Below are 21,704 nucleotides of genomic sequence, written 5' to 3' on the forward strand. Positions count from 1 at the left end.
AGAATCATGTCCGCAAAGCTCGATCGCCGCCATTTCATCGCCGCCGGAGCCGGCGCAATCGCGATGCCTTTCGTCTTGCGCAGCGCCTCGGCGCAGGCGGCGTGGCCGACGCGGCAGATTCGCATGATTTGCAGCTATCCCGCCGGCGGGCAGACCGACCTGCTCGCGCGCGCTTATGGTGAGTTCATCTCCAAGCAGGTCGGCAAGACCGTCGTCATCGAAAACAAGCCCGGTGCCTCCGGCGCGATCGGGACGGCAGAGGTCGCCCGCGCCGAGCCCGACGGCCACACCATGCTGTGCTCGATCTCGACCACCTACATCATGAACCGGGTGGTGATGAAGAATCCGGGCTACGACATGGACAAGGATTTGACGCTCGTCAGCGTCATTCCGGGCGCCGGCCTGTTGCTGGTGGCGAACCCCAAGACTGGCGTCAAGACGCTGGAGGATTTCGTCGCCTTCGCGCGCAAGAGCGGCAGGGTGAACTTCGGCACCTATAGCGCCGGCTCGGCCCCACACATGACGATCCACGAGCTCAACAAGCAGTACGGCCTCAACATCGAGCCGGTCCATTACCGCGGCGAGGCCCCGATGTGGACGGGGATGCTCGAAGGCACGCTCGATGCCGCAATGGGCAGCTACACCGCGGCACAGTCGGTCCTGCAAAGCGACCGCGGCACCGTGTTCGCGGTGCATTCGAAGAAGGTCGACGCGATCCCGACCATCAAGACTCTTCCCGAACAGGGCGCGACGTCGAAATTCTTCACCGTGAGCGGCTTTTCGGGTTGGGCCGTGCCCAAGGCAACGCCGCAGCCGATCGTCGACCGCCTGGCGGAGCTCTGCGTCGCGGCCAACAACGATCCGAAAGTGAAGGAGGTTCTCGCCACTTTCGTGCTCGAACCCGCGATCGGCTTCAAGGAGACCAACGAACTGTACCAGCGCGAGCTGCCGATCTGGATCGAGAGCGCAAAGTCGCTCGGCCTCGAGCCGGCCTGAGGCCGGAGGCGAAGCTTAACGCCGCGCCGGCCGCCCTTCGGGGTCCCGTCTTCGGACCAAAGCCTAGTGCCCGAAACCTTCCTTGCGGCTATGATCCTGCGTTGCCGCCGGGAGACCTTCCCGGCGCGGAGGAGAAAGGCCGATCGCATGACGCCGGATCCCGTCGCCATAGCCGCCATGATCATCCTGCTGTTTCCGATGGGCTATTTCACGCTGGCCTCACCCGCTTTCCTGCTCGTGAAGCTCGACATCCGGCCCGTGGCGCTGCTGCTGCGCGGGATGTTCAACGCTCATTTCCTGGTTATGGGCGTTGCCGGAATCATCGGGACGGTGGCTTTCCTCGTTGCCGGACGGCTGGTCTTCGCCGCAGTCGTCGGCCTGCTTGCAGCCTTGGCGATCTGGGGACGCGGCTGGTTCATGCAGAGGATGGACGACCAGCTCAGTGCGGGGAATGCAGGCGACACCGAGGCCCCGCGTCGGCTGCGCCGGCTGCATTGGAGCGGGATGCTGTGCAACGCAGTCCTGCTTGCCGCTCTGCTCGCCAGCATCCCCTACATTGCCACCGCGTGAGCGGCACCGCGATCGCCAGAGCGCGCGTTAGTGCTCGCCCGAGGCCGCCGCGCCCTGCTGGGCCTTGTGGATCGAGGACGGCACCACGCCAAAGTATTTCCGGAACACCCGGCTGAAATGCGATGAGCTGGAGAAGCCCCATGAGAACGCGACGTCGGTGATGGTCTTGCCGGCGTGGGCCTCGAGCTCCTGGCGACAATTCTGCAAGCGCGCCTGCCAGATGTAATCGCTCACCGTGGTGCCCCGCTCCGAGAACAGCATGTGCAAATAGCGCTTGGAACAGCCCAGCTCGGTCGATATCTGGTCGATGCACAGATCCGGATCGCGCAGGTGCTCGCGGATGAAGAACTGCGCGCGCACATACATCGCCTCGGGCCCGACCCGGTCGAACATTGTGTCGGCTTCGCGCAGCGGCAGCAGCAACAGGTCGATCAGCGAATCGGCGACGCCGACCGCGCTGTTCGCCGACAGCTTGGCCGCCTCGTCGAAGGTCGCATGGACGAAATCGTGGGCGATCCGCCCCGTGCCCGTCTTCGACGACAGCTTGCAGGCGGGCATTCGCTGCGACGGGAATCCGCGGTCGCGCAGCAGCGCCTTCGGCACGATCACCACGTCGTGACGCGTGAAGGCCGGGCTGATGATCGAATGCGGGCAGGAGACGTCATAGGCGATGATATCGCCGGGGTTGATTTCGATGTGACGGCCTTCCTGCTCGAAATAGGACACGCCGTAGGTCTGGAAGTGGATCTTGATGTAGGGGTGTTCATTGGCCTTGGCGCGCGCCAGCGTGTGCGCGATGCGATGCTGGCTCACCTCGATCTGGCAGAGTTTCAGGCGCGAGACGCTCGTGTAGTCGATGCGGCCTTCGAGCGAGGACGCCTCCAACGGATCGACGTCGAAATGCCCACACAGGCTCGTCAGCCCGTCGATCCAGCTCTGGATCTGGCGCTTCGGCGTCATACCGGTCGTCGAGAGCGTGTGAATGGTGTCGGACATTAATCCAGCCACTGGTTTGATCCGGAGATTCGACGCGAATCGCGACCCAGCGCTTCCGGAGCCCTCAGCCGTGATTGCGTGACGTTTACCTCGAAATTGAGCGGTCTCTTGGTACGAGCGCCATCGTTCCATTGCCACCCTTGAAAGTTAATCCTCCGCCTTAGTTGCAGCGCCGTCAAGGGGAACCTGACCGTTGAAGGCGGCCTCGATGCCGCGCGGAAGCCGCTGAATTCGCTACTGCAAAATCAAAATCTTTTCCTCCGTGCGCTGTCGAGCAAACCGGCTTCTCTCTTGGGCAAGTTTCCCGACGACGAAGTCGTTAGGGATTGCGGCAGGAACAATAAGAACGGGCCGCTCCTGCACGTGGACCCGTGGCTCTCATCAGGAGGAGGAAACAGCCCAGCATCGTTTCTGGTCCCAAACGTGACCGCCCTGCACGAGCAGACGCCGGACGAGAAGCCCGGTGAATCAGTAATGCTTCGGAAACAATAAACGAGACCAACGGAGGAATGACTATGCGCAAGGTGCTACTGGCGACCTTTCTTGGCTCAGCGGCGGCTCTCGCCGTCGGGAGCGCGTCGGCCAATGACGAGCTGATCAAGATGTCGCAGAACCCGAAAGACTGGGTGATGCCGACCGGTGACTACGCCAATACCCGCTATTCCAAGCTCAACCAGATCAACGCACAGAACGTAGGCAAGCTCCAGGTTGCCTGGACCTTCTCGACCGGCGTGCTGCGCGGCCATGAGGGCGGCCCGCTGATCATCGGCAACATGATGTACGTTCACACCCCATTCCCGAACAAGGTCTACGCCATTGACCTTTCGCAGGAGAACAAGATCGTCTGGAGGTACGAGCCGAAGCAGGATCCGAACGTCATCCCGGTGATGTGCTGCGACACGGTTAACCGTGGCCTGGCCTACGGCGACGGCAAGATCTTCCTGCATCAGGCCGACACCACCCTCGTCGCGCTCGATGTCAAGACCGGTCAGGTCGCATGGACCGTCAAGAATGGCGACCCCAGCAAGGGCGAGACCGGCACGTCGGCGCCCATGGTCATCAAGGACAAGGTGCTGATCGGCATCTCCGGCGGCGAGTTCGGCGTCCAGGCTCATATGTCGGCCTACGATATCAAGACCGGCAAGCTGGCATGGCGCGGATATTCGGAAGGCCCGGATGACCAGCTTCTGGTCGACGCCGAGAAGACCACCGCGCTCGGCAAGCCGATCGGCAAGGACTCGAGCCTCAAGACCTGGCAAGGCGATCAGTGGAAGATCGGCGGCGGTGCCACCTGGGGCTGGATCTCCTACGATCCCGAGCTGAACCTCGTCTATTACGGATCGGGCAACCCCTCGACCTGGAATCCGAAGCAGCGTCCCGGCGACAACAAATGGTCGATGACGATCTGGGCGCGTAACCCGGATACCGGCGTTGCCAAGTGGGTCTATCAGATGACGCCCCACGACGAGTGGGACTATGACGGCGTCAACGAGATGATCCTCTCGGATCAGGCGATCAACGGCCAGCCGCGCAAGCTGCTGACGCATTTCGATCGTAACGGTCTCGCCTATACCCTCGATCGCGTTAACGGTGAGCTTCTGGTCGCCGAAAAGTACGATCCGAAGGTGAACTGGACCTCCGGCGTCGACATGGACAAGAACTCGCCGACCTACGGCCGTCCGAAGGTGCTCGACGCAGCTTCGACCGACAAGGCGGGCGAGGACCACAACGTGAAGGGCATCTGCCCGGCCGCGCTCGGCACCAAGGACGAGCAGCCGGCAGCCTACTCGCCGGACACGCAGCTGTTCTACGTTCCGACCAACCACGTCTGCATGGACTACGAGCCGTTCAAGGTGAGCTACACCGCGGGCCAGCCCTATGTGGGCGCGACGCTCTCGATGTATCCGCCGCAGGGTGAAAGCCACATGGGCAACTTCATCGCCTGGGACGGCAAGACCGGCAAGATCGTCTGGTCGAACAAGGAGCAGTTCTCGGTCTGGTCGGGTGCGCTCGCAACCGCCGGCAACGTGGTGTTCTACGGCACGCTCGAAGGCTACCTGAAGGCGGTCGATGCCAAGACCGGCAAGGAGCTCTACAAGTTCAAGACTCCCTCCGGCATCATCGGCAACGTCACGACCTATGAGAACGGCGGCAAGCAGTATGTCGCAGTGCTCTCCGGCGTCGGCGGCTGGGCCGGCATCGGTCTGGCGGCCGGTCTGACCGATCCGACCGCAGGTCTCGGCGCAGTCGGTGGCTACGCGGCCCTCAGCAACTACACGGCACTCGGCGGTACGCTGACCGTGTTCTCGCTGCCGAACTAGGCCCATCAGCATCGCTCCGGCGCGTGGATTAACCCCACGCGCCGGCTCGTCTCCCCTGGGCACCTTCGAGGATGAATCTCTTGCGTAAAATCTGCTCTGTCATTGCTGCGACGATCTTGGTTGCGTCCGGAGGAATTGCGGTCGCGGACGGTCCGGGCGACCCGACCGCCGTGAAGAAGGAAGACGACGGAAAGTGGCTCGATAAGGAAGGAATTCCGACCTACAAGATTTCGGCGGACGGCGCCGTGGACTGGTTCACCTATTCCGGTTACCGCCGCTATCACTCCGACTGCCACGTCTGCCATGGCCCCGACGGCATGGGCTCCACCTACGCGCCGGCGCTCAAGGATTCCGTCAAGACGATGAGCTATGGCGATTTCCTCGGCGTGGTCGCCTCGGGTCGCAAGAACATCTCGACCGCGCAGGAGAACGTCATGCCGGCCTTCGGCGATAATCCGAACGTCGCCTGCTACATGGACGACTTGTACGTCTATCTGCGTGCCCGCTCCACCGAAGCATGGGGCCGGCAGCGTCCCTCCAAGAAGGACGAGAAGACAGAGGCCTACACCAAGGCGGAAGACGCCTGCATGGGCAACAAGTGAAGCTACGCTACGCGGACTGCCGAGACGACCTCTTGGCGCCCCATGAGAATCTGAGGAGTTTACGATGAAGACACGTGCTGCCGTCGCTTTCGAGGCCAAAAAGCCGCTTGAGATCGTCGAGCTCGATCTGGAAGGCCCGAAGGCCGGCGAAGTTCTGGTCGAGATCAAGGCGACGGGCATCTGCCATACCGACGCCTATACGCTCGACGGCTTCGACAGCGAGGGAATTTTCCCGTCGATCCTGGGCCATGAGGGTGCAGGCATCATCCGCGAAATCGGTCCCGGCGTAACCTCGGTGAAGCCGGGTGACCACGTCATCCCGCTCTACACGCCGGAATGCCGGCAGTGCAAAAGCTGCCTCAGCCAGAAGACCAATCTCTGCACCGCGATCCGCGCGACGCAAGGCAAGGGCGTGATGCCCGACGGCACCAGCCGCTTCTCCTACAAGGGCAAGCCGGTCTACCATTACATGGGCTGCTCGACCTTCTCGAACTTCACCGTGCTGCCGGAGATCGCGGTCGCCAAGATCCGCGAGGACGCCCCCTTCGACAAGAGCTGCTACATCGGTTGCGGCGTCACCACCGGCGTCGGCGCCGTCGTCAACACCGCGAAGGTCACGCCAGGCTCCAACGTGGTCGTGTTCGGCCTCGGCGGCATCGGCCTCAACGTGATCCAGGGCGCCAAGATGGCCGGCGCCGACAAGATCATCGGCGTCGACATCAACGACGCCAAGGAGGATTGGGGCCGCAGGTTCGGCATGACTGACTTCGTCAATCCCAAGAAGATCACCGGCGACATCGTCCAGCATCTCGTCGGCCTCACCGACGGCGGCGCCGACTACACCTTCGATTGCACCGGCAACACCACCGTGATGCGCCAGGCGCTGGAAGCCTGCCATCGCGGCTGGGGCACCTCGATCATCATCGGCGTTGCCGAGTCCGGCAAGGAGATCGCCACCCGCCCGTTCCAGCTCGTCACCGGGCGCAACTGGCGCGGCACGGCCTTCGGCGGCGCGCGCGGCCGCACCGACGTGCCGAAGATCGTCGACTGGTACATGAACGGAAAGATCCAGATCGATCCGATGATCACCCACGTGCTCAAGCTCGAGGAGATCAACAAGGGCTTTGACCTCATGCATGAGGGCAAATCCATCCGTTCAGTCGTCGTGTTCTAGCTCGAAAGCGTCACCCCCAAGGAGGATCGACCCATGACTGTTGCACTCCACCCTACGATCGACAACGGCCTCAAACAGGGCAGCGGCAGTTTCGCCGGCGGCACGCTGGCCTGCAAATGCAAGGACCACCAGGTCAAGGTCGGCATCAAGGGCGACGTCGCGCATAACCACGCCTGCGGCTGCACCAAGTGCTGGAAGCCGCAGGGCGCGACGTTCTCCGTCGTCGCCGTTGTGCCGCGCCAGAACGTCACCGTGCTCGAGAACGGCGACAAGCTCCAGGTCGTCGATGCTTCCGCGGTGATCCAGCGTCACGCCTGCAAGGCCTGCGGCACGCACATGTACGGCCGCATCGAGAACAAGGACCACCCGTTCTACGGTCTCGACTTCATCCATCCCGAGCTGTTCCAGGAGCAGGGCTCGCAGGCGCCGCAATTCGCCGCCTTCGTTTCCTCGATTATCGAGGCGGGCGTGAAGCCTGAGCAGATGGCTGGAATTCGCGCGCGGATCAAGGAAATCGGGCTCGAGCCCTATGATTGCCTGTCACCGGCGCTGATGGACGCGATCGCGACCCACGTCGCCAAAGCCAAGGCCGCTTGAGCAAGGCTGCTTAAGAGGGCCTTCTGAGCAAGGCCCCAGACGTTCGCCGAACCCCGTCCGCTCGCTGACCTCGATCAGCGCCAGCGAACCGGACGGGCCCCGGCCCCGGGACGATCGCGGCGACGCCGCCACCTCTGCAACTTACGCGTATGCGAGGGTGACTAGCTCCCTCAGTCCTGGTCTCTGAATGACTGCGCAGCGCCGCCAACTTCCGTCTTGAAGTCCCCGGCCCTGCGTTTCTCCCTCCCTCGACTGAGGCATCCTGCTTCGTCCGCGCATTCTTTCTGGCGGACGAAGCTTTTTTTCGTCGCACCGCCTGTTTGCAAACGCGCGGTCCACGCGGCGCGATGACGCGCCCTGCTTTTGACAAACCATCGATGCAATCTTTTCCCGGTGAGAACACCCGGCTGTGAACGCCGGGCCGGCGCGATCTCTGTTACGATCACGCCGTCACGATGCCGCGCGAAATACAATCAATTAAGAACAAAAACGGGAGGTATCGAACACATCCGGACATCGAGATTCACATTCCTGCCTCCTGCCGGGATCTGCCCGTGCAGGATCGCGGGCCGGAATGTGACGACGCGAAGCAACTGGCATTGCGCCGGCTGGCGTCGGCGGGTTTTGAATTTGGCATGCTTATGAAGAGCGAGGGATGATCATGATCAAGGTGAAGATCAACGGCCAGGAACAGAGCTGGGACGGCGACCCGGATCTCCCGCTACTCTGGTTCCTGCGTGACGAGGCCGGGCTGACCGGCACCAAATACGGCTGCGGCCAGGCCCTGTGCGGCGCCTGCACCGTCATCGTCGACAAGGAGGCCGTACGGGCCTGCGTCACGTCGGTGAACGACGTCGCCGGCCGCGAGGTCACCACGATCGAAGGGCTGCATCCGAACGGCGATCACCCGGTGCAAAAGGCCTGGCGCCAGCTCAACGTGCCCCAATGCGGCTTCTGCCAGGCCGGCCAGATCGTGCAGGCCGCCGCGCTTCTAATGGACAACCCAAAGCCCTCGCACGACCAAATCCGCGAGGCGATGTCCGGCAACATCTGCCGCTGCGGCTGCTACCAACGCATCGAGAACGCGGTCCATCTCGCATCGACGGGAGTGTGACATGAATTTCATCGACAATCCCCGCAAGCTTCGCGGTTTCGAGAAGCACGTCAGGGTCGAGAAGGTCTCGCGCCGCAGTATCCTGAAGGGGCTCGGCATCACCGGCGGCTTCGTTCTCGCCGCGCCCGTGATGTCGCGCCAGGCTCTCGCTTACGAAACCGGTGCCGGCAAAATGCCGCATGGCGTCGTGGTCGATCCGCGCGTGTTCGTTTCGGTCGCCCCGGACGGCATCGTCACCATCGTCGGGCACCGTTCGGAAATGGGCACCGGCGTGCGCACCAGCCTGCCGTTGATCGTGGCCGAGGAAATGGAAGCCGACTGGTCCAGGGTCAAGGTGCAGCAGGCCCATGGCGACGAGGTGAAGTTCGGCAACCAGGATACCGACGGCTCGCGCAGCACGCGACATTACCTGATGCCGATGCGCCAGATCGGCGCCTCGGCCCGCACCATGCTGGAGCAAGCCGCGGCCAAGCGCTGGGGCGTGCCGGCGACCGAGGTCAAGGCGGTCAATCACGAGGTCGTCCACAGCGCGAGCGGCCGCAAGCTCGGCTTCGGCGAGCTCGCCGCCGACGCCGCCAAGGAATCGGTGCCCAGCATCGAAGGCCTCAAGCTGAAGGACCCCAAGGATTTCCGCTATCTCACCAAGGGCCAGGTCGGCATGGTCGACCTCCACGACATCACCACCGGCAAGGCGCGTTACGGCGCAGACGTGCGGCTGCCGGGCATGAAATATGCCGTGATCGCGCGCCCGCCGGTGACCGGCGGCACGCTGGTCTCGTTCGATCCGGACGCGGCACTGAAGGTCCCCGGCGTCGAGAAGGTGATGAAGGTTCAAGGCTGGCCGTGGCCGTCAAAGTTCCAGCCGCTCGGTGGCGTCGCGGTGATCGCCCGCAACACCGGCGCGGCGATCAAGGGCCGCGATGCGCTGAAGCTGGTGTGGGACGACGGTCCGAACGGCAAATACGACTCGGTCGCCTACCGCAAGGAGCTCGAGGAGGCCTCGCGCAAGCCCGGCCTCGTGCTACGCAAGGAGGGCGATGCGGACGCCGCCTTGAAGGGCGCCGACAAGGTGATCGTCGGCGAGTACTACGTCCCGCATCTCGCGCATGTCGCAATGGAGCCGCCGGTCGCGGTCGCCGATGTCAAGGGCGACAAGGCGGAGATCTGGGCGCCAGTGCAGAGCCCCGGTGGCACCCGCGAGGACGTCGCCAAGACACTCGGCATTCCCGAAGGCAACGTCACCGTCAACGTGACCCTGCTCGGCGGCGGTTTTGGCCGCAAGTCGAAATGCGACTTTGCACTCGAGGCCGCCCTGCTGTCGAAGGAGCTCGGCGCACCGGTCAAGGTGCAGTGGACGCGGGAGGACGACATCCATAACGGCTTCCTGCACACGGTCTCGGTCGAGCGGATCGAGGCCGGCCTCGACAAGAGCGGCAAGGTGATTGCTTGGCGCCACCGCAGCGTGGCGCCCAGCATCGCCTCGACCTTCGCCGCCGGCACTGTGCATCAAGCGCCGTTCGAGATCGGCATGGGCCTCGTCGACATGCCGTTCGAGATCGCCAATATCTCGTGCGAGAATCCGGAGGCCGCCGCGCATACCCGCATCGGCTGGTTCCGCTCGGTCTCGAACATTCCGCGCGCCTTTGCGGTGCAGTCGATGGTCGGCGAGATCGCGCAAGCGACAGGGCGCGACCAGAAAGACATGTTGCTCGAGCTGATCGGCTCGCCCCGCATCGTCAAGCCTAACGTGAAGGATCTCTGGAACTATGGCGAGCCCCAGGACAGCTACCCGATCGACACCGCGCGCCTTCGCAAGGTCGTCGAGCTGGTCGCCGAGAAGGGCGGATGGGGTCGGCAGGTGCCGAAGGGGCACGGTCTCGGCATTGCGGTGCACCGCAGCTTCGTCAGCTACATCGCGACCATCGTCGAGGTGGCCGTTGACGACAAGGGCAAGCTGACGGTGCCAAGGGTCGACACGGCGATCGACTGCGGCACCTATGTCAACCCCGAACGCATCGCCTCGCAGATCGAGGGCGCCGCGATCATGGGGCTGAGCCTCGTCAAATACGGCGAGATCAGCTTCAAAGAGGGCAAGGTGCAGCAGAAGAATTTTGACGACTTCCAGGTCGTCAGGATCGACGAATCTCCTGTGGTGACCAACGTCTACATCGTGCCGCCTGGCCCCGACACGCCGCCGAGCGGCGTCGGCGAGCCCGGCGTCCCGCCATTCGCGCCGGCGCTGATCAACGCGATCTTCGCCGCGACGGGAAAACGTATCCGCTCGCTGCCGATCGGCAAGCAACTGGAAGCGTGAGACGGAACAGAAGCGGCCTCGCGCCGTTTCCATCGATCTGACAGGAGCAGATCGATGACCAACATCTCTAGGGCGCTCGCAGTCTCGCTGCTGTCGGGCGCCTTTCTTTTGACAGCCTCCGGCGCATTCGCCCAGAGCAATACGACGCCGCCGACAACGGCGACGCGCCCCACCGCGCCGGACCAGAACTCGCTTCCCAACGCCAACGCCCCGCCCGCCTCGACCACGCAGACCACCGGGCAGCACAATCCGGATCCCAAGATTCGCGAGATGAATCAGAAGGAAAAGGACAAGGTCGACCGTCAGGGGAAGTGAGCTTTGCGCACCTCATGCCGTCATGGCGGGCTTGTCCCGGCCATCCACGGCCTTGGCCGCGGCACGAAGAACGTGGATGCCCGGGCCTTCGCCTCGCCGAAGCGGCTTCGGCCGCGCAGGCGGGACGAGCCCGGGCATGACGACGAGTACGTGGCGCGCTGGCAATCCCAGCCCACAACAAAAATGCGGCGGACGTTGCCGTCCGCCGCATTCGCCACCCCCCGGCTGCTCCGCTTCTTTCGATCCGCCCGCGGAGCTACTTCTTCAGTGCGAACACCCAGATGACGCCGCCTTGCGGCACGTTGGCTTCGATGCCGATGTTGTTGGTCACCAGCGCATCCTGGATGCGCTGCGCGTCCACGCCCCATCCCGACTGGATCGCGATATACTGCGTGCCGTCGATCTCATAGGACACCGGCATGCCCATGATGCCGGAGTTGGTCTTCTGCTCCCATAGGAGTTCGCCGGTCTTGGCATTGAAGGCCCGGAAGTTGCGGTCATTGGTGCCGCCGACGAAGATGAGATCGCCCGCGGTCGCCGTCACCGAGCCGAACAGCTGCGACTTCGGGAAGTTGTGCTGCCACACCTTCTTCCCCGTAGCGGGATCCCAGGCCTGCAGCTCGCCGAAGTGATCCGCGCCCGGCTTCGTCTTCAGCCCGATGTCCTCCGGCTTGGTGCCGAGCCAGAGCTCGCCTGGCTTGAGCGCAACCTTCTCGCCGGTGAACCCGCCGCAGAAATTCTCGTTGGCGGGCACGTAGACGAGGCCGGTCTTCTGGCTGTAAGCCGCCGACGGCCAGTCCTTGCCGCCCCATAGCGACGGGCAGAACTCGACGCGCTTGCCGATCACCGGCTTGTGCGCGGGGTCGACAATCGGCTTGCCGCTCTCTGGTTCGATCCCCTTCCAGACGTCGGTGGAAACGAACGGCCAGCCGGCGACATAGTTGATCTTGGTCGGCGTGCGCTCGAGTATCCAGAAGATCGCGTCGCGGCCAGGATGGACCAGGCTCTTGATGTTGCGGCCGTCGCGTTGCAGGTCGATCAGCATCGGCGCGTCGACCTCGTCCCAGTCCCAGGAATCGTTCTGGTGATACTGGTGATAGGTCTTGATCTTGCCGGTGTTGGGATCGAGCGCAAGCACCGAGGAGGTGTAGAGATTGTCGCCGGGATGCGTCTCGCCGGGCCATGGCGCGGCGTTGCCGACGCCCCAATAGATCGTCTTTGTTTCCTTGTCGTAATTGCCGGTCATCCAGGCCGAGCCGCCGCCGTTCTTCCAGTCGTCGCCCTGCCAGGTGTCATGGCCCGGCTCGCCTTCGCCCGGAATGGTGAAGGTTCGCCACAGTTCCTTGCCGTCCTTGGCGTCATAGGCGGCAATATAGCCGCGCACGCCGAACTCGCCGCCGGAGCCGCCGACGATGACCTTGCCGTCGACGGTCAACGGCATCAGGGTCATGTACTGGCCCTTCTTGTAGTCCTGCACCTTGGTGTCCCACACCACCTTGCCGGTCTTGGCATCGAGCGCGACGACGTGGTCGTCCGTGGTGGCGAGATAGAGCTTGTCCTCCCAGAGGCCGACGCCGCGGCTGGTCGGATGCAGCTGGAACAGATCGTCGGGAAGCTGCCGCTTGTAGCGCCAGTATTCGTCGCCGGTTTTGGCATTGAGAGCGATCACCTGCCCCATCGGGGTCGCCACGAACATCACGCCATTGTTGACGATCGGCGGCGCCTCGTGGCCTTCGACGACGCCGGTGGCAAAGGTCCAGACCGGCGTGAGGTTCTTCACGTTGGAGGTGTTGATCTGGTCGAGCGGGCTGTAGCCGTGCCCATCATAGGTGCGCCGATAGAGCATCCAGTTGCTTGGCTCCGGATTCTCCAGCCGCTGCGCGGTGACCGGTGCATAATTCTCGATCGGGCCCGACACGGCGGCGGTCGAGGCGAGGCAGGTAAAGGCGACGACGCCGGACAGTAACCATTGCTTCCTGATCATGGACGCTTTTCTGGACGTTTTCATGGACGTTCCCCTTTTTCATCCGTTTGAATTCTTGTGTTGAATTCTTGTCGTTCGTCCCGCCGTCCGCCCATCGGCGGATGCGGCCTCTCGTGACGCGGGCGCGGGCCCGCACTGTCCATCATCCCGGCTGCGCGCCACCTACCTTTCCGATGAAGTTGCCGGCGACGCTGAGCGAGCCGTCAGCGAGCGCCAACGGTAGCGCCGCGAGCCGTCGCGGCGCCGGTCCGAACACAACCTGTGCGCCCGCACGAGGATCGTATTCGGAGTTGTGACACATGCACTTGAACACCTCCTTGTCGCCGACATCGCTCTTCACCCAGGCGGTGACGGGACAGCCGGCATGAGAGCAGATCGCCGAATACGCGATGATGCCGTCGATGGCGCGAGCGCCGGTCTTCTCGTCGAGCTCGGCGGGATCGAGCCTGATAATCAGGATCTCGTTGAGCCGGGAGGCGCTGCGCACCACCGATGTCTTGGGATCCTTCGGCCAGGCATGCACCGGCGGTCCGCCAGCGGGCAGGTCGGCCGCGGTGACGAGCTTTCCCTCCTTGTCGCCTTCGGAGAAGACGAGCACATCGCCTTTCTGGGGCCGCTCGTCGGAGCCGGGCGGACCCTCGTCCGCGCGCGCATGCGCGGAACAACCGAGACAGGCGGTGGTAGCGATTGCGCCGAGCAGGACCGTTCGCCGCGTCTGCTCGGCGCACGCGCCGGCGTTTGGCTCCGTGGAGTTCTCGGATGATGAGGAGTCGGTCGTGAGCGATGCGCGGGACATGTCCACAAGCAGGCGCCGGAACTCTGCCGAAAACAAGGCGAAGAATTGGCGCCGCGGTGCATCAATATGGCTTCACTCGCGTTGATTGAACGAGAATGAACGCATTCAAACGCGTTTTCGCAAAATCACGCTACGCGATCGGCATGATGATTTTGCAGATCAGACCGATGATGTCGGAATTGGTGCGGCGCGCCATCGCTCGCGCTGCGCAAACGCAGCGCGATATGCTTGCACACTCTGCAGGCCGTCGGTCGTCGTCAGGACCTGAGCACGTGGCGCGGCGCGGCGATAGAACCAGCGACGGTCGCCGATGCCATTTCAAAACTGTCGGCGATGCGACGCGCCTTGTCGATGAACAGCGCCGCCGCCGGCGGTGGGCAGACCTCGCGCGCGGTCTGCTCGAACAGATCGAGCCAGCGGTCGAAATGATCGCCGACCAGGCTCAGCGGCAGATGTGCCCGCATCGGCGAGCCGTGATAGCGGCCGCTCATCAGCACGACCGAAGACCAGAAATCCCTAAGCTTGGCGAGATGCTCGTCCCAGTTCTGCACGACCGCAAACACCGGCCCCAGCCGTGCATCTTCGCGCACGCGCCCGTAAAAGCGGGTGACGAGTTCCCCGATCATCTCCTCGGTGATCCCGGTGCGCTCGATCGCATCCTGGGTCAACAGGTTCCGCCGCGCGGCCGCCGCCTCGCGCTCGGCCTTCAGTCGATCCGACATGTCCTTCGTAATCCGTTCCGTTGTTCCCGCAGGCCGCCCGTTCGACATTGTCGGGCCAATCGCTACGTCCGTCTTTGTCGTAGCGCAAATTGCGGGATTGGGCGGCGGGCGTTTCGAGCCCGGCGCCTGCACCTCGACCACAATCGTAGGGTGGGCAAAGGCGCATTTGCGCCGTGCCCACGATCTCTCTCTAATCGCGACAATGGTGGGCACCACCCTACGGCACTGCGGGTCCTTAGTACCCGGCTCCGTCATTACGTGCCGTAGCTGTAGAAGCCCTGCCCGGTCTTGCGGCCGAGATGGCCGGCATCGACCATCTCTTTCAGCAGTGGCGCTGGCCGATATTTAGGATCGTTGAAGCCCTTGTAAAAGACCTCCATCACCGAAAGCATGGTGTCGAGCCCGACGAGATCGGCCAGAGCCAGCGGTCCGATCGGATGGTTGCAGCCGAGCTTCATGCCGGCGTCGATTTCTTCCGCCGTCGCAATCCCCTCCTGGAGCGCGAAGATCGCCTCGTTGATCATCGGGCACAGGATGCGGTTGACGGCAAAGCCCGGGCTGTTCTTCGCCGTGATCGCCACCTTGCCGACGCGCTGGGCGAAATCGAGCGCCTTGGCGTGGGTGTCGTCCGAGGTCTGCAAGCCGCGGATGAGTTCCAGCAGCGCCATCACCGGCACCGGGTTGAAGAAGTGCATGCCGATGAAACGGTCGGGACGGTCGGTCGCGGCGGCGAGCTTGGTGATCGAGATCGACGAGGTGTTGGTCGCGACCAGCGTGCGCGGCGACAAGGTGGCGCAGAGATCCTTCAGGATCTTGACCTTGAGTTCCTCATTCTCGGTCGCGGCCTCGATCACCAGATCGCAACCCGACAGCTTCGCAGGGTCGGTGGTGCCGGTGATGCGCTTGAGCGTCGCCTCGCGATCGGCCGCCGACATCTTCTCCTTCTTGACCAGGCGCTCGAGGCTGCCGCCGACGGTCGAAATCCCGCGGTTCACCGCCGCATCGGAAATGTCGACCATCACGACCGAGAGCCCGGCTGCCGCGCAGATTTGCGCGATGCCGTTTCCCATGGTCCCTGCCCCGATGATGCCAACGGTCTGGATCATTGCCTCATATCCTTCATCCTTGCGGCCCGCGCCGGCACGGCACGGCCATTGTTCCTGCACCAGGGTCTAGCACCGCCAACGGGCGGCTGCGACCTGTCCTGTCCCTTCCTTAAAGCATCCATGGCCGGAATAAAGCCGCCTTTCAGTCGCGAAAAGGCATGAATCTGGCGACCTGGCAGGCGCTCGCCTCGAATTTGGGCGCCTGCTTCTTGGCCGGCGCCTCGCAGCGGACGGACGGCTGGGCCCGGCACGGATCACCCTCGATCTACGCCAATCGGATGATGCGGCGCAGGCTGACGGTGTGCTGTAACCGATGCACCATGGCCATCGCGAACGCCTCGCGATGCAATTGTGACTTGGACCACATCGGCTTCGTGCCCAGCCTGTTAGCTTTGCGCAGATGAAAAAACATATTGGACTATCAATCATCGTCACCGCTCTGCTCGTCGCCACGCAAGGTCTGGCGGCCGAGATCAAAGGAGCCGGCTCAACCTTCGTCTCGCCCGTGATGGCGAAATGGACCGACGCCTACAGGGCGAAGACGGGCAACGCCGTCAGCTATCAAGCGGTCGGCTCGAGCATCGGCATCGGCTTGATCAAGAAAGAGGCCGTCGATTTCGGCGCAAGCGACATGCCGCTCGATCCCAAGGAGTTGGACAAGCTCGGCTTGATGCAATTCCCGATCGTGATCGGCGGCGTCGTGCCGGTGGTCAATATCGATGGCGTCAAGCCCGGCCAGATTCGCTTCACCGGGCAGGTGCTCGCGGACATCTATCTCGGCAGGATCAAAACCTGGAACGATACGGCGATCCATGCGATCAATCCGGACATCAGCTTGCCGAACGTGCCGATCACGGTGATCCATCGCATCGACGGCTCCGGCACGACGTTCAACTGGTCGAATTATCTCTCGAAGGTCAGCCCGCAATGGAGGGCAAGCGTGGGCGAAGGCACCTCGGTCGAGTGGCCGCTTGGCCTCGGCGGCAGGGGCAATGACGGCGTCGCCTCGCTCGTCAGTCTTGTTCCCGGCGCGATCGGCTATCTCGAATACACCTACGCGCTGCAACGGCTCGACCGGATTTCCTTCGGAATCGTGCAGAACAGCGCCGGCAATTTCGTCGTCCCAGACGCCGCGTCTTTCCAGGCCGCGGCCTCCAGCGCGGACTGGAAGGCGGAAAAGGATTTCCACCTCGTGCTCACCAACGCGCCAGGTGAAGACGCCTACCCGATCACGGCGACGACTTTCGTGCTGATGCCGAAGAGCCCTAAATATCCGGAGCGTTCCGCAGCCGCCATCGACTTCGTCCGCTGGTCGCTGGAGAACGGCAAGTCCCAGGCCGAGACCCTCAACTACGTCCCGCTTCCACCTGCTTTGATCGACCAGATTGACCGCTATTGGCGGGAAAGCATTGGGGCAGCCTCGACGGTTTCGGCATCAGCCACCGTCAAACGCTGAGGCCGAACGCGACCAAGCTAAATCGGGTTTCCAAACCGCTCCATGTGAGTATTCTGTGATTGGCCTGCCGCCGGGAAACCCCTCCTGCGGCAGGCGAAGCCACAAGGTGCCTGCAGAACGCGACCGCGCGACTGCTTTGCACCAGGATACTCGCAGGGAATTTTACGTGAAACGCCTTCGCAGTCCCGACCCCGACGCCCCCGAGGCATTCCGGCTGGCGCCGACGTCCAGATTCGGATGAACGATTTCGCGCAATCCATCGCTGCCGCCTTCACGCTGATCGGCGAAGCCGACGCCGAGCTGCTCGGCATCGTCGCCCTGTCGGTACGTGTCAGCCTGACCGCAAGCTTCATCGCGCTCGTGATCGGCGCGCCGCTCGGGGCCATGCTCGCGATCACCCGTTTCCGGGGGCGGCAGGTCATCATCGTGCTGACCAACGCGCTGCTTGGCCTTCCGCCGGTCGTTGTCGGGCTCGCGCTCTATCTTCTGCTGTCGCGGTCCGGCCCGCTCGGGGTGGCCGGACTGTTGTTCACGCCGGCCGCCATGGTGATCGCGCAGACGCTGCTGGCGACCCCGATCGTGGTGGCGCTGGTGCACCGGCCCGCGAGCCTGCTGTGGGCGGAGTATGGCGATCTGGCCCGGATCGACGGCCTTTCGGCCTTCCGCAGCATGGCGCTTCTGTTCGCGATCGGCCGAACCTCGCTGCTGACCGCGTTTCTCGCGGCGTTCGGGCGCGCCATCGCCGAGGTCGGCGCCATCATCATCGTCGGCGGCAACATCCGCGGCTTCACGCGCACGATGACGACCGCGATCGCGCTGGAGACCAGCAAGGGCGACCTCCCGCTGGCGCTCGGGCTCGGGCTGATCCTGCTCGCGCTCAGCGTGGCGGTGTCGACCGTCGCCTTCCTGCTAGTGGGACGCGTTGGGGAAAAATAGCTGCTCGCCGCCGACCTTGTACCCGGCGATCGCCTCCTGCCCCTTCGGCGAGACGAGCCAGTCGATGAAGGCCTGCCCGTCCTTCGCCTTCACGTTCGGATGCGTGGCGGGATTGACCAGCATGACGCCGTACTGGTTGAACAGTCGCTTGTCCCCTTCGGTCAGGATGGCGAGCTCGCCGCGGTTCTTGAACGACAGCCACGTGCCGCGGTCCGATAGCAGATAGGCGTTCGACGACGAGGCCATGTTCAGCGCCGGGCCCATGCCCTGGCCGATCTCCCGGTACCAATTGTCCTTTGCCGCGCCGAGGTCGACGCCCGCTTCCTTCCAAAGCCGGAGCTCGGCGGCATGCGTGCCGGACTTGTCACCGCGCGAGATGAACGGCGCCTTCGCCGCCGCGATCTTGCGCAGCGCGTCCGCAACGTCCTTGCCGCCGGCAATCTTTGCGGGATCGCTCTTCGGGCCGACGATGACGAAGTCGTTGTACATGACGTCGAAGCGCTTCACGCCTTGCCCTTCCGACATGAACTTGTCTTCGGCGGGCCTGTCATGGACGAACACCACGTCGGCGTCGCCGCGCCGTCCGATATCCAGTGCCTGGCCAGTGCCGACGGCGACGACCTTCACGCCAATGCCCTCGACCCTCGTGAACAGCGGCAGCAGATGGCCAAACAAGCCTGATTGTTCCGTCGACGTGGTCGAGGCTACCGTGATGGTGCGATCCTGCGCGAACGCGATGGTGGACCAGAGCAGAACCGCTGCCAGGGTAGCAATCTTCCTCATGCGTCGTTCCTCAACCAACAATGACGATCCTGAATAGCCCCTGTCGATGAAGACGGGAACCCCCGACGTTAGGCCGCGGAGAGTTGAACGGGTGGCGACAAAGCGCAGGAACGTCGTTGCCGCAGGCGGATTGTCTGGGGATGTAAAGTCAAGGAGAATCCAATGAAGAAGATCATCTTGGCATCCGCATGCATTATGGCGCTGGCGACCGGTGGCGCCGTCGCGCAGACACAACCCGCTCCCGGCGCGTCCGGCCAGGGCGACGTCGGCCCCTCATCGCGAGGTCCCGCCACCAAGGGCATGACGACCGGACGTTCGTCGAACATGCAGAACGAAGCCAGCGACAGCAAGGGTGCGCAGCATCCGTCGGCCGGCGGCACCAACACCAACAACATGGGCAGTCAGGCCGGCGGCGGCTCAGGCGGCGCAGGCTCCGGCAGCGGGGCCGGCTCGGGCAAATAGGTCGAAAGATCGAAAATAGTCGGAAGATCGGAGATTCCGGGAGGGGATCGTCGTCCCCTCCCACGGACCGACGCGGGCCGATCAACGACCGGGACAATATCTCATCACACGGCGGACGCCCAGCGACTCCGGCTCCTTCATCCACTCGATCTTCCAGGCCAGCCAAAGCTTGTCGTCGTCGACGACATAAGCAAACGTCGATGTCGAAAAGCCTCTGTCATTGCGAACCGTGACCTCGCCGCAGGCCACCTCGATCGAGCGGCCCTGCGGGTCGGACGCAGGGCTGGTCCAGGATATGTGGATCTCCGCATTGGGCGGAATGAGGTGAGCGGCAATTTTCGGCGTGGAGATCGTCCGCAAGTGCCGGCGCGCCCATGAATGCGGCAAGGGCCGCAGCCAGACAGATTTTGTGAATCACGTTCCCTCTCCTTTGCTTTCGAAGGAAGCGTATCCATTTCGGTCGGGTGCACTGTGGTTGCGGTCACACCGCGCCGAACTGCGGATGTTCTGCAATTGATCTCACCTAGATTGACAGGGGTGTGACGGCCGGGGCAGTTTTTCACATTGCTGGCGAATCAGCGATTGCCTCACGCCGAGTACCTCTTGGACAACTCCTAGTGCTTTCGAGACTGATATCGTTGCTGCGCCGCATCCCCGTGGTGAAATGGGCATTCACCGGGCTTCGGCCCGTGCCGCGTGGCGGCAGCATTGATGTCACTCCGGTCGCCGCAGATGTCTCGCCTGTCATTGCCGAAATCGTCGCGGCCGAGAACATCGCGGAAACAACTTCGGCTCAAATCACCGATATCAGCACGGTTTCAGCGCGCGACGACGCCGAGACCGCAGGTGCGGCTCCGTCCGCCGAGGATGATACCGCGATCGCTGTCATGACGGAGGGCCCTCCGGCAGCGCCCACCGATGCCGACAGCGGCGACGATTCCTCGCGGGAGACGCCGTCAGAAATCGAGCCGATCATCGTGGAGAAGGCTTCGGTCTCGACCATCGAGATCGACATCGCGACAGCCGATGTTCCGGAACCCGTCGCCAGCAATGACCCGGTTGTTGAAATCGCGGCGAACGTCGAGGCCGTCGACGCGGAGCCGGTCGCAATCGACATCGTCAGCGAACCGGTCGACGCCGAACTCGTCATCGGCCGCGATCCACGTCCCGCACTCCCGACCGACGCGGAGATCGTTGTCGCGGAAGAGGCATCGCCCTCGTCCGTCGATGTCGAGAGCGCCCCGGTTGATGCCCGTGCTCTTGTCGACAACGACGACCATTCCCCTGACGTTGTCGTGGATGTTGAGGCGACCGTAGATGAGCCGTGTGTCACGTCTGTCGGTAGCGAGGTTCTGGCAGAGCCAATCCCCGAGACTCGTTTCGACAGCGATCCCTGCCCCAGTGCCGCGGTGGCAATCGAGCCGGCTGCTGCGGACGTTGCTGCGCCCGTCACAGCGGTAGCCGCGCTGTGTTCTGCCGACACAGCCAGCGTCGTCACCGACATCGAGCCGGCTCCGGCTCTCGTGTCTCCTTCTCCCGAGAGCCGCAGCGCACCTAAAGTTCGCGCAAGAGCCGCGGAACCGGCCGATCGCACCGCGCTGATCCGGCAGCGCTGGGCTGAAACCGGGATCAGGATGTGGAATCCGCGGCTGCACGGCACCGGCGAAGCCACGCTGAACATCCAGGGAAGCGTCGGGCTGCTGCCGCCTGCGTCCGGCGAGACGATGCCGCGCTACGACAAGCTGGAATTCAAGATGCTCAGCGGACAGATCGTCTGTGAAGGCGTCATCGTCGAGGCGCCCGCGCAGGCGAGCCATCACAGTTTCACGCGGCTCGCCGAGCCCTCTAAAATCGAGCGCGTCCGCGAACCAGCGCGGGAACGCCAGGCCGCCCTTGCCTGATCCTTTCTTCCGCGATCACTGTCATGATGTGCTAGGCTGATATCCCCGACATGGGAGATCGCATATGCGCGCAAGCTCGTTGCTTCTGGTCGTGATCGCCGCCTTCTGCGTCTCGCAGACAGCCACCGCTGCGGGCAAACGGCCACGTCATGCAGTCGCTGCCGTTCCCGCCACCGATCCGGCCGCGTCCTACAAGGCCGACAGGCTCTCTTCCTCGCGCGGAGAGCCGATCCTCGACACGCCGGGCCAGACCACCGTGCTGACGCGACAGGTGCTCGACGACATGAAGGCGACCAGCCTAAGAGGTGCCATGCGCTCGACCGCCGGCGTGACGATCGGGCGCTAGGCGTCGCAAGCAGACCGCAGAGCTGGAAAAGACGTAGCAGCCATTGGATGCGGCCTATCACCTCCCCCCGACGGGGTGAGTGCGGCAAGACGTTGCGCCGGACGCATGGTTAGCAAAGCGTAGCGGCGGCTTTGCAGGACTTTGCAGCCGATGCGCCGCTTTCGCGTTTCCTTATCCTTAACGCCGCCTCACCAGTGCACGCGACCCGAAATG

At 63.6% G+C, this 21,704-nt stretch carries 21 protein-coding genes; 14 read left to right on the top strand and 7 right to left on the bottom strand.

Annotated features, from left to right (window positions below):
* Positions 1–6: 6 nt before the first annotated feature.
* Both IVA81_RS38390 and IVA81_RS38395 read left to right on the top strand, forming a co-directional pair.
* A complete protein-coding gene (locus tag IVA81_RS38390) occupies positions 7–996 on the top strand; it encodes a tripartite tricarboxylate transporter substrate binding protein (protein WP_247328277.1) in 990 nt (329 codons plus the stop codon).
* A gap of 147 nt (positions 997–1,143) precedes the next feature.
* Positions 1,144–1,566, top strand: a complete 423-nt coding sequence (locus IVA81_RS38395; RefSeq protein ID WP_247328280.1) for a hypothetical protein — start codon at positions 1,144–1,146, stop codon at positions 1,564–1,566.
* Positions 1,567–1,593: 27 nt separating this feature from the next.
* Here the strand turns inward: IVA81_RS38395 and IVA81_RS38400 are convergent, their stop codons facing one another.
* Positions 1,594–2,562: a helix-turn-helix domain-containing protein gene (locus IVA81_RS38400; protein ID WP_246918083.1), complete on the bottom strand. Its 969-nt coding sequence runs from the start codon at positions 2,560–2,562 to the stop codon at positions 1,594–1,596.
* Positions 2,563–3,077: 515 nt separating this feature from the next.
* Here IVA81_RS38400 and xoxF5 point away from each other — a divergent pair.
* The 7 genes from xoxF5 to IVA81_RS38435 all read left to right on the top strand — a co-directional run bounded on the left by xoxF5 (position 3,078) and on the right by IVA81_RS38435 (position 10,999).
* A complete protein-coding gene (gene xoxF5, locus IVA81_RS38405; RefSeq protein ID WP_247328284.1) occupies positions 3,078–4,883 on the top strand; it encodes a lanthanide-dependent methanol dehydrogenase XoxF5 in 1,806 nt (601 codons plus the stop codon).
* 71 nt (positions 4,884–4,954) lie between these two features.
* Positions 4,955–5,485 (top strand): c-type cytochrome, methanol metabolism-related, encoded by a 531-nt coding sequence (locus IVA81_RS38410; RefSeq protein ID WP_247328305.1) that lies wholly within the window; start codon positions 4,955–4,957, stop codon positions 5,483–5,485.
* A 64-nt stretch (positions 5,486–5,549) separates the two neighbouring features.
* Positions 5,550–6,659, top strand: coding sequence for an S-(hydroxymethyl)glutathione dehydrogenase/class III alcohol dehydrogenase (locus IVA81_RS38415; protein WP_247328326.1), 1,110 nt, complete (start codon positions 5,550–5,552; stop codon positions 6,657–6,659).
* Between the two features lie 33 nt (positions 6,660–6,692).
* Positions 6,693–7,256 (top strand): S-(hydroxymethyl)glutathione synthase, encoded by a 564-nt coding sequence (gene gfa, locus IVA81_RS38420; RefSeq protein ID WP_247328330.1) that lies wholly within the window; start codon positions 6,693–6,695, stop codon positions 7,254–7,256.
* Positions 7,257–7,917: 661 nt separating this feature from the next.
* Positions 7,918–8,370 (top strand): (2Fe-2S)-binding protein, encoded by a 453-nt coding sequence (locus IVA81_RS38425; RefSeq protein ID WP_247328595.1) that lies wholly within the window; start codon positions 7,918–7,920, stop codon positions 8,368–8,370.
* A 1-nt stretch (position 8,371) separates the two neighbouring features.
* Positions 8,372–10,684, top strand: coding sequence for a molybdopterin cofactor-binding domain-containing protein (locus IVA81_RS38430; protein ID WP_247328353.1), 2,313 nt, complete (start codon positions 8,372–8,374; stop codon positions 10,682–10,684).
* 54 nt (positions 10,685–10,738) lie between these two features.
* Positions 10,739–10,999, top strand: a complete 261-nt coding sequence (locus IVA81_RS38435; RefSeq protein ID WP_247328371.1) for a hypothetical protein — start codon at positions 10,739–10,741, stop codon at positions 10,997–10,999.
* Positions 11,000–11,255: 256 nt separating this feature from the next.
* Here IVA81_RS38435 and IVA81_RS38440 read toward each other — a convergent pair whose 3' ends face one another.
* The 4 genes from IVA81_RS38440 to IVA81_RS38455 all read right to left on the bottom strand — a co-directional run bounded on the left by IVA81_RS38440 (position 11,256) and on the right by IVA81_RS38455 (position 15,667).
* A complete protein-coding gene (locus IVA81_RS38440; RefSeq protein WP_247328617.1) occupies positions 11,256–12,983 on the bottom strand; it encodes a methanol/ethanol family PQQ-dependent dehydrogenase in 1,728 nt (575 codons plus the stop codon).
* A 142-nt stretch (positions 12,984–13,125) separates the two neighbouring features.
* Positions 13,126–13,779 (bottom strand): Rieske 2Fe-2S domain-containing protein, encoded by a 654-nt coding sequence (locus tag IVA81_RS38445; protein ID WP_247328374.1) that lies wholly within the window; start codon positions 13,777–13,779, stop codon positions 13,126–13,128.
* Between the two features lie 257 nt (positions 13,780–14,036).
* Complete coding sequence (locus IVA81_RS38450; RefSeq protein WP_247328393.1) at positions 14,037–14,501, bottom strand: group III truncated hemoglobin; 465 nt, start codon at positions 14,499–14,501, stop codon at positions 14,037–14,039.
* A gap of 254 nt (positions 14,502–14,755) precedes the next feature.
* Positions 14,756–15,667 (bottom strand): 3-hydroxybutyryl-CoA dehydrogenase, encoded by a 912-nt coding sequence (locus IVA81_RS38455; protein ID WP_346659437.1) that lies wholly within the window; start codon positions 15,665–15,667, stop codon positions 14,756–14,758.
* 340 nt (positions 15,668–16,007) lie between these two features.
* Here IVA81_RS38455 and pstS point away from each other — a divergent pair, with 340 nt between their 5' ends.
* Both pstS and IVA81_RS38465 read left to right on the top strand, forming a co-directional pair.
* Positions 16,008–17,063, top strand: a complete 1,056-nt coding sequence (gene pstS / locus IVA81_RS38460) for a phosphate ABC transporter substrate-binding protein PstS (RefSeq protein ID WP_247328415.1) — start codon at positions 16,008–16,010, stop codon at positions 17,061–17,063.
* A 237-nt stretch (positions 17,064–17,300) separates the two neighbouring features.
* Positions 17,301–17,999 (top strand): ABC transporter permease, encoded by a 699-nt coding sequence (locus IVA81_RS38465; protein ID WP_247328418.1) that lies wholly within the window; start codon positions 17,301–17,303, stop codon positions 17,997–17,999.
* On the opposite strand, the gene IVA81_RS38470 is transcribed toward IVA81_RS38465, so the two are convergent.
* Entirely contained in the window at positions 17,973–18,782 is an 810-nt protein-coding gene (locus IVA81_RS38470) for a substrate-binding domain-containing protein (protein WP_247328421.1), read from the bottom strand. The genes IVA81_RS38465 and IVA81_RS38470 overlap by 27 nt on opposite strands.
* Positions 18,783–18,944: 162 nt before the next feature.
* Here IVA81_RS38470 and IVA81_RS38475 point away from each other — a divergent pair, with 162 nt between their 5' ends.
* On the top strand, positions 18,945–19,244 hold the full coding sequence (locus tag IVA81_RS38475; protein WP_247328424.1) for a hypothetical protein: 300 nt from the start codon (positions 18,945–18,947) through the stop codon (positions 19,242–19,244).
* Between the two features lie 81 nt (positions 19,245–19,325).
* Here the strand turns inward: IVA81_RS38475 and IVA81_RS38480 are convergent, their stop codons facing one another.
* Positions 19,326–19,604, bottom strand: a complete 279-nt coding sequence (locus IVA81_RS38480; RefSeq protein ID WP_247328427.1) for a hypothetical protein — start codon at positions 19,602–19,604, stop codon at positions 19,326–19,328.
* A 278-nt stretch (positions 19,605–19,882) separates the two neighbouring features.
* Between IVA81_RS38480 and IVA81_RS38485 the strand changes: the two genes are divergently transcribed.
* Both IVA81_RS38485 and IVA81_RS38490 read left to right on the top strand, forming a co-directional pair.
* The gene (locus IVA81_RS38485; RefSeq protein ID WP_247328430.1) at positions 19,883–21,145 is read left to right on the top strand and encodes a hypothetical protein; all 1,263 of its coding nucleotides are present in this window, start codon (positions 19,883–19,885) and stop codon (positions 21,143–21,145) included.
* A gap of 64 nt (positions 21,146–21,209) precedes the next feature.
* Positions 21,210–21,491 (top strand): Plug domain-containing protein, encoded by a 282-nt coding sequence (locus IVA81_RS38490; protein WP_247328435.1) that lies wholly within the window; start codon positions 21,210–21,212, stop codon positions 21,489–21,491.
* Positions 21,492–21,704 lie beyond the last annotated feature (213 nt).

The sequence above is a fragment of the Bradyrhizobium sp. 141 genome, from assembly GCF_023074055.1.
GTDB lineage: Bacteria > Pseudomonadota > Alphaproteobacteria > Rhizobiales > Xanthobacteraceae > Bradyrhizobium.

Coding starts and splice junctions, on each gene's coding strand:
- IVA81_RS38390 (WP_247328277.1), top strand. CDS start 7: ATGTCCGCAAAGCTCGATCGCCGCCATTTCATCGCCGCCGGAGCCGGC.
- IVA81_RS38395 (WP_247328280.1), top strand. CDS start 1,144: ATGACGCCGGATCCCGTCGCCATAGCCGCCATGATCATCCTGCTGTTT.
- IVA81_RS38400 (WP_246918083.1), bottom strand. CDS start 2,562: ATGTCCGACACCATTCACACGCTCTCGACGACCGGTATGACGCCGAAG.
- xoxF5 (WP_247328284.1), top strand. CDS start 3,078: ATGCGCAAGGTGCTACTGGCGACCTTTCTTGGCTCAGCGGCGGCTCTC.
- IVA81_RS38410 (WP_247328305.1), top strand. CDS start 4,955: ATGAATCTCTTGCGTAAAATCTGCTCTGTCATTGCTGCGACGATCTTG.
- IVA81_RS38415 (WP_247328326.1), top strand. CDS start 5,550: ATGAAGACACGTGCTGCCGTCGCTTTCGAGGCCAAAAAGCCGCTTGAG.
- gfa (WP_247328330.1), top strand. CDS start 6,693: ATGACTGTTGCACTCCACCCTACGATCGACAACGGCCTCAAACAGGGC.
- IVA81_RS38425 (WP_247328595.1), top strand. CDS start 7,918: ATGATCAAGGTGAAGATCAACGGCCAGGAACAGAGCTGGGACGGCGAC.
- IVA81_RS38430 (WP_247328353.1), top strand. CDS start 8,372: ATGAATTTCATCGACAATCCCCGCAAGCTTCGCGGTTTCGAGAAGCAC.
- IVA81_RS38435 (WP_247328371.1), top strand. CDS start 10,739: ATGACCAACATCTCTAGGGCGCTCGCAGTCTCGCTGCTGTCGGGCGCC.
- IVA81_RS38440 (WP_247328617.1), bottom strand. CDS start 12,983: ATGATCAGGAAGCAATGGTTACTGTCCGGCGTCGTCGCCTTTACCTGC.
- IVA81_RS38445 (WP_247328374.1), bottom strand. CDS start 13,779: ATGTCCCGCGCATCGCTCACGACCGACTCCTCATCATCCGAGAACTCC.
- IVA81_RS38450 (WP_247328393.1), bottom strand. CDS start 14,501: ATGTCGGATCGACTGAAGGCCGAGCGCGAGGCGGCGGCCGCGCGGCGG.
- pstS (WP_247328415.1), top strand. CDS start 16,008: ATGAAAAAACATATTGGACTATCAATCATCGTCACCGCTCTGCTCGTC.
- IVA81_RS38465 (WP_247328418.1), top strand. CDS start 17,301: ATGAACGATTTCGCGCAATCCATCGCTGCCGCCTTCACGCTGATCGGC.
- IVA81_RS38470 (WP_247328421.1), bottom strand. CDS start 18,782: ATGAGGAAGATTGCTACCCTGGCAGCGGTTCTGCTCTGGTCCACCATC.
- IVA81_RS38475 (WP_247328424.1), top strand. CDS start 18,945: ATGAAGAAGATCATCTTGGCATCCGCATGCATTATGGCGCTGGCGACC.
- IVA81_RS38490 (WP_247328435.1), top strand. CDS start 21,210: ATGCGCGCAAGCTCGTTGCTTCTGGTCGTGATCGCCGCCTTCTGCGTC.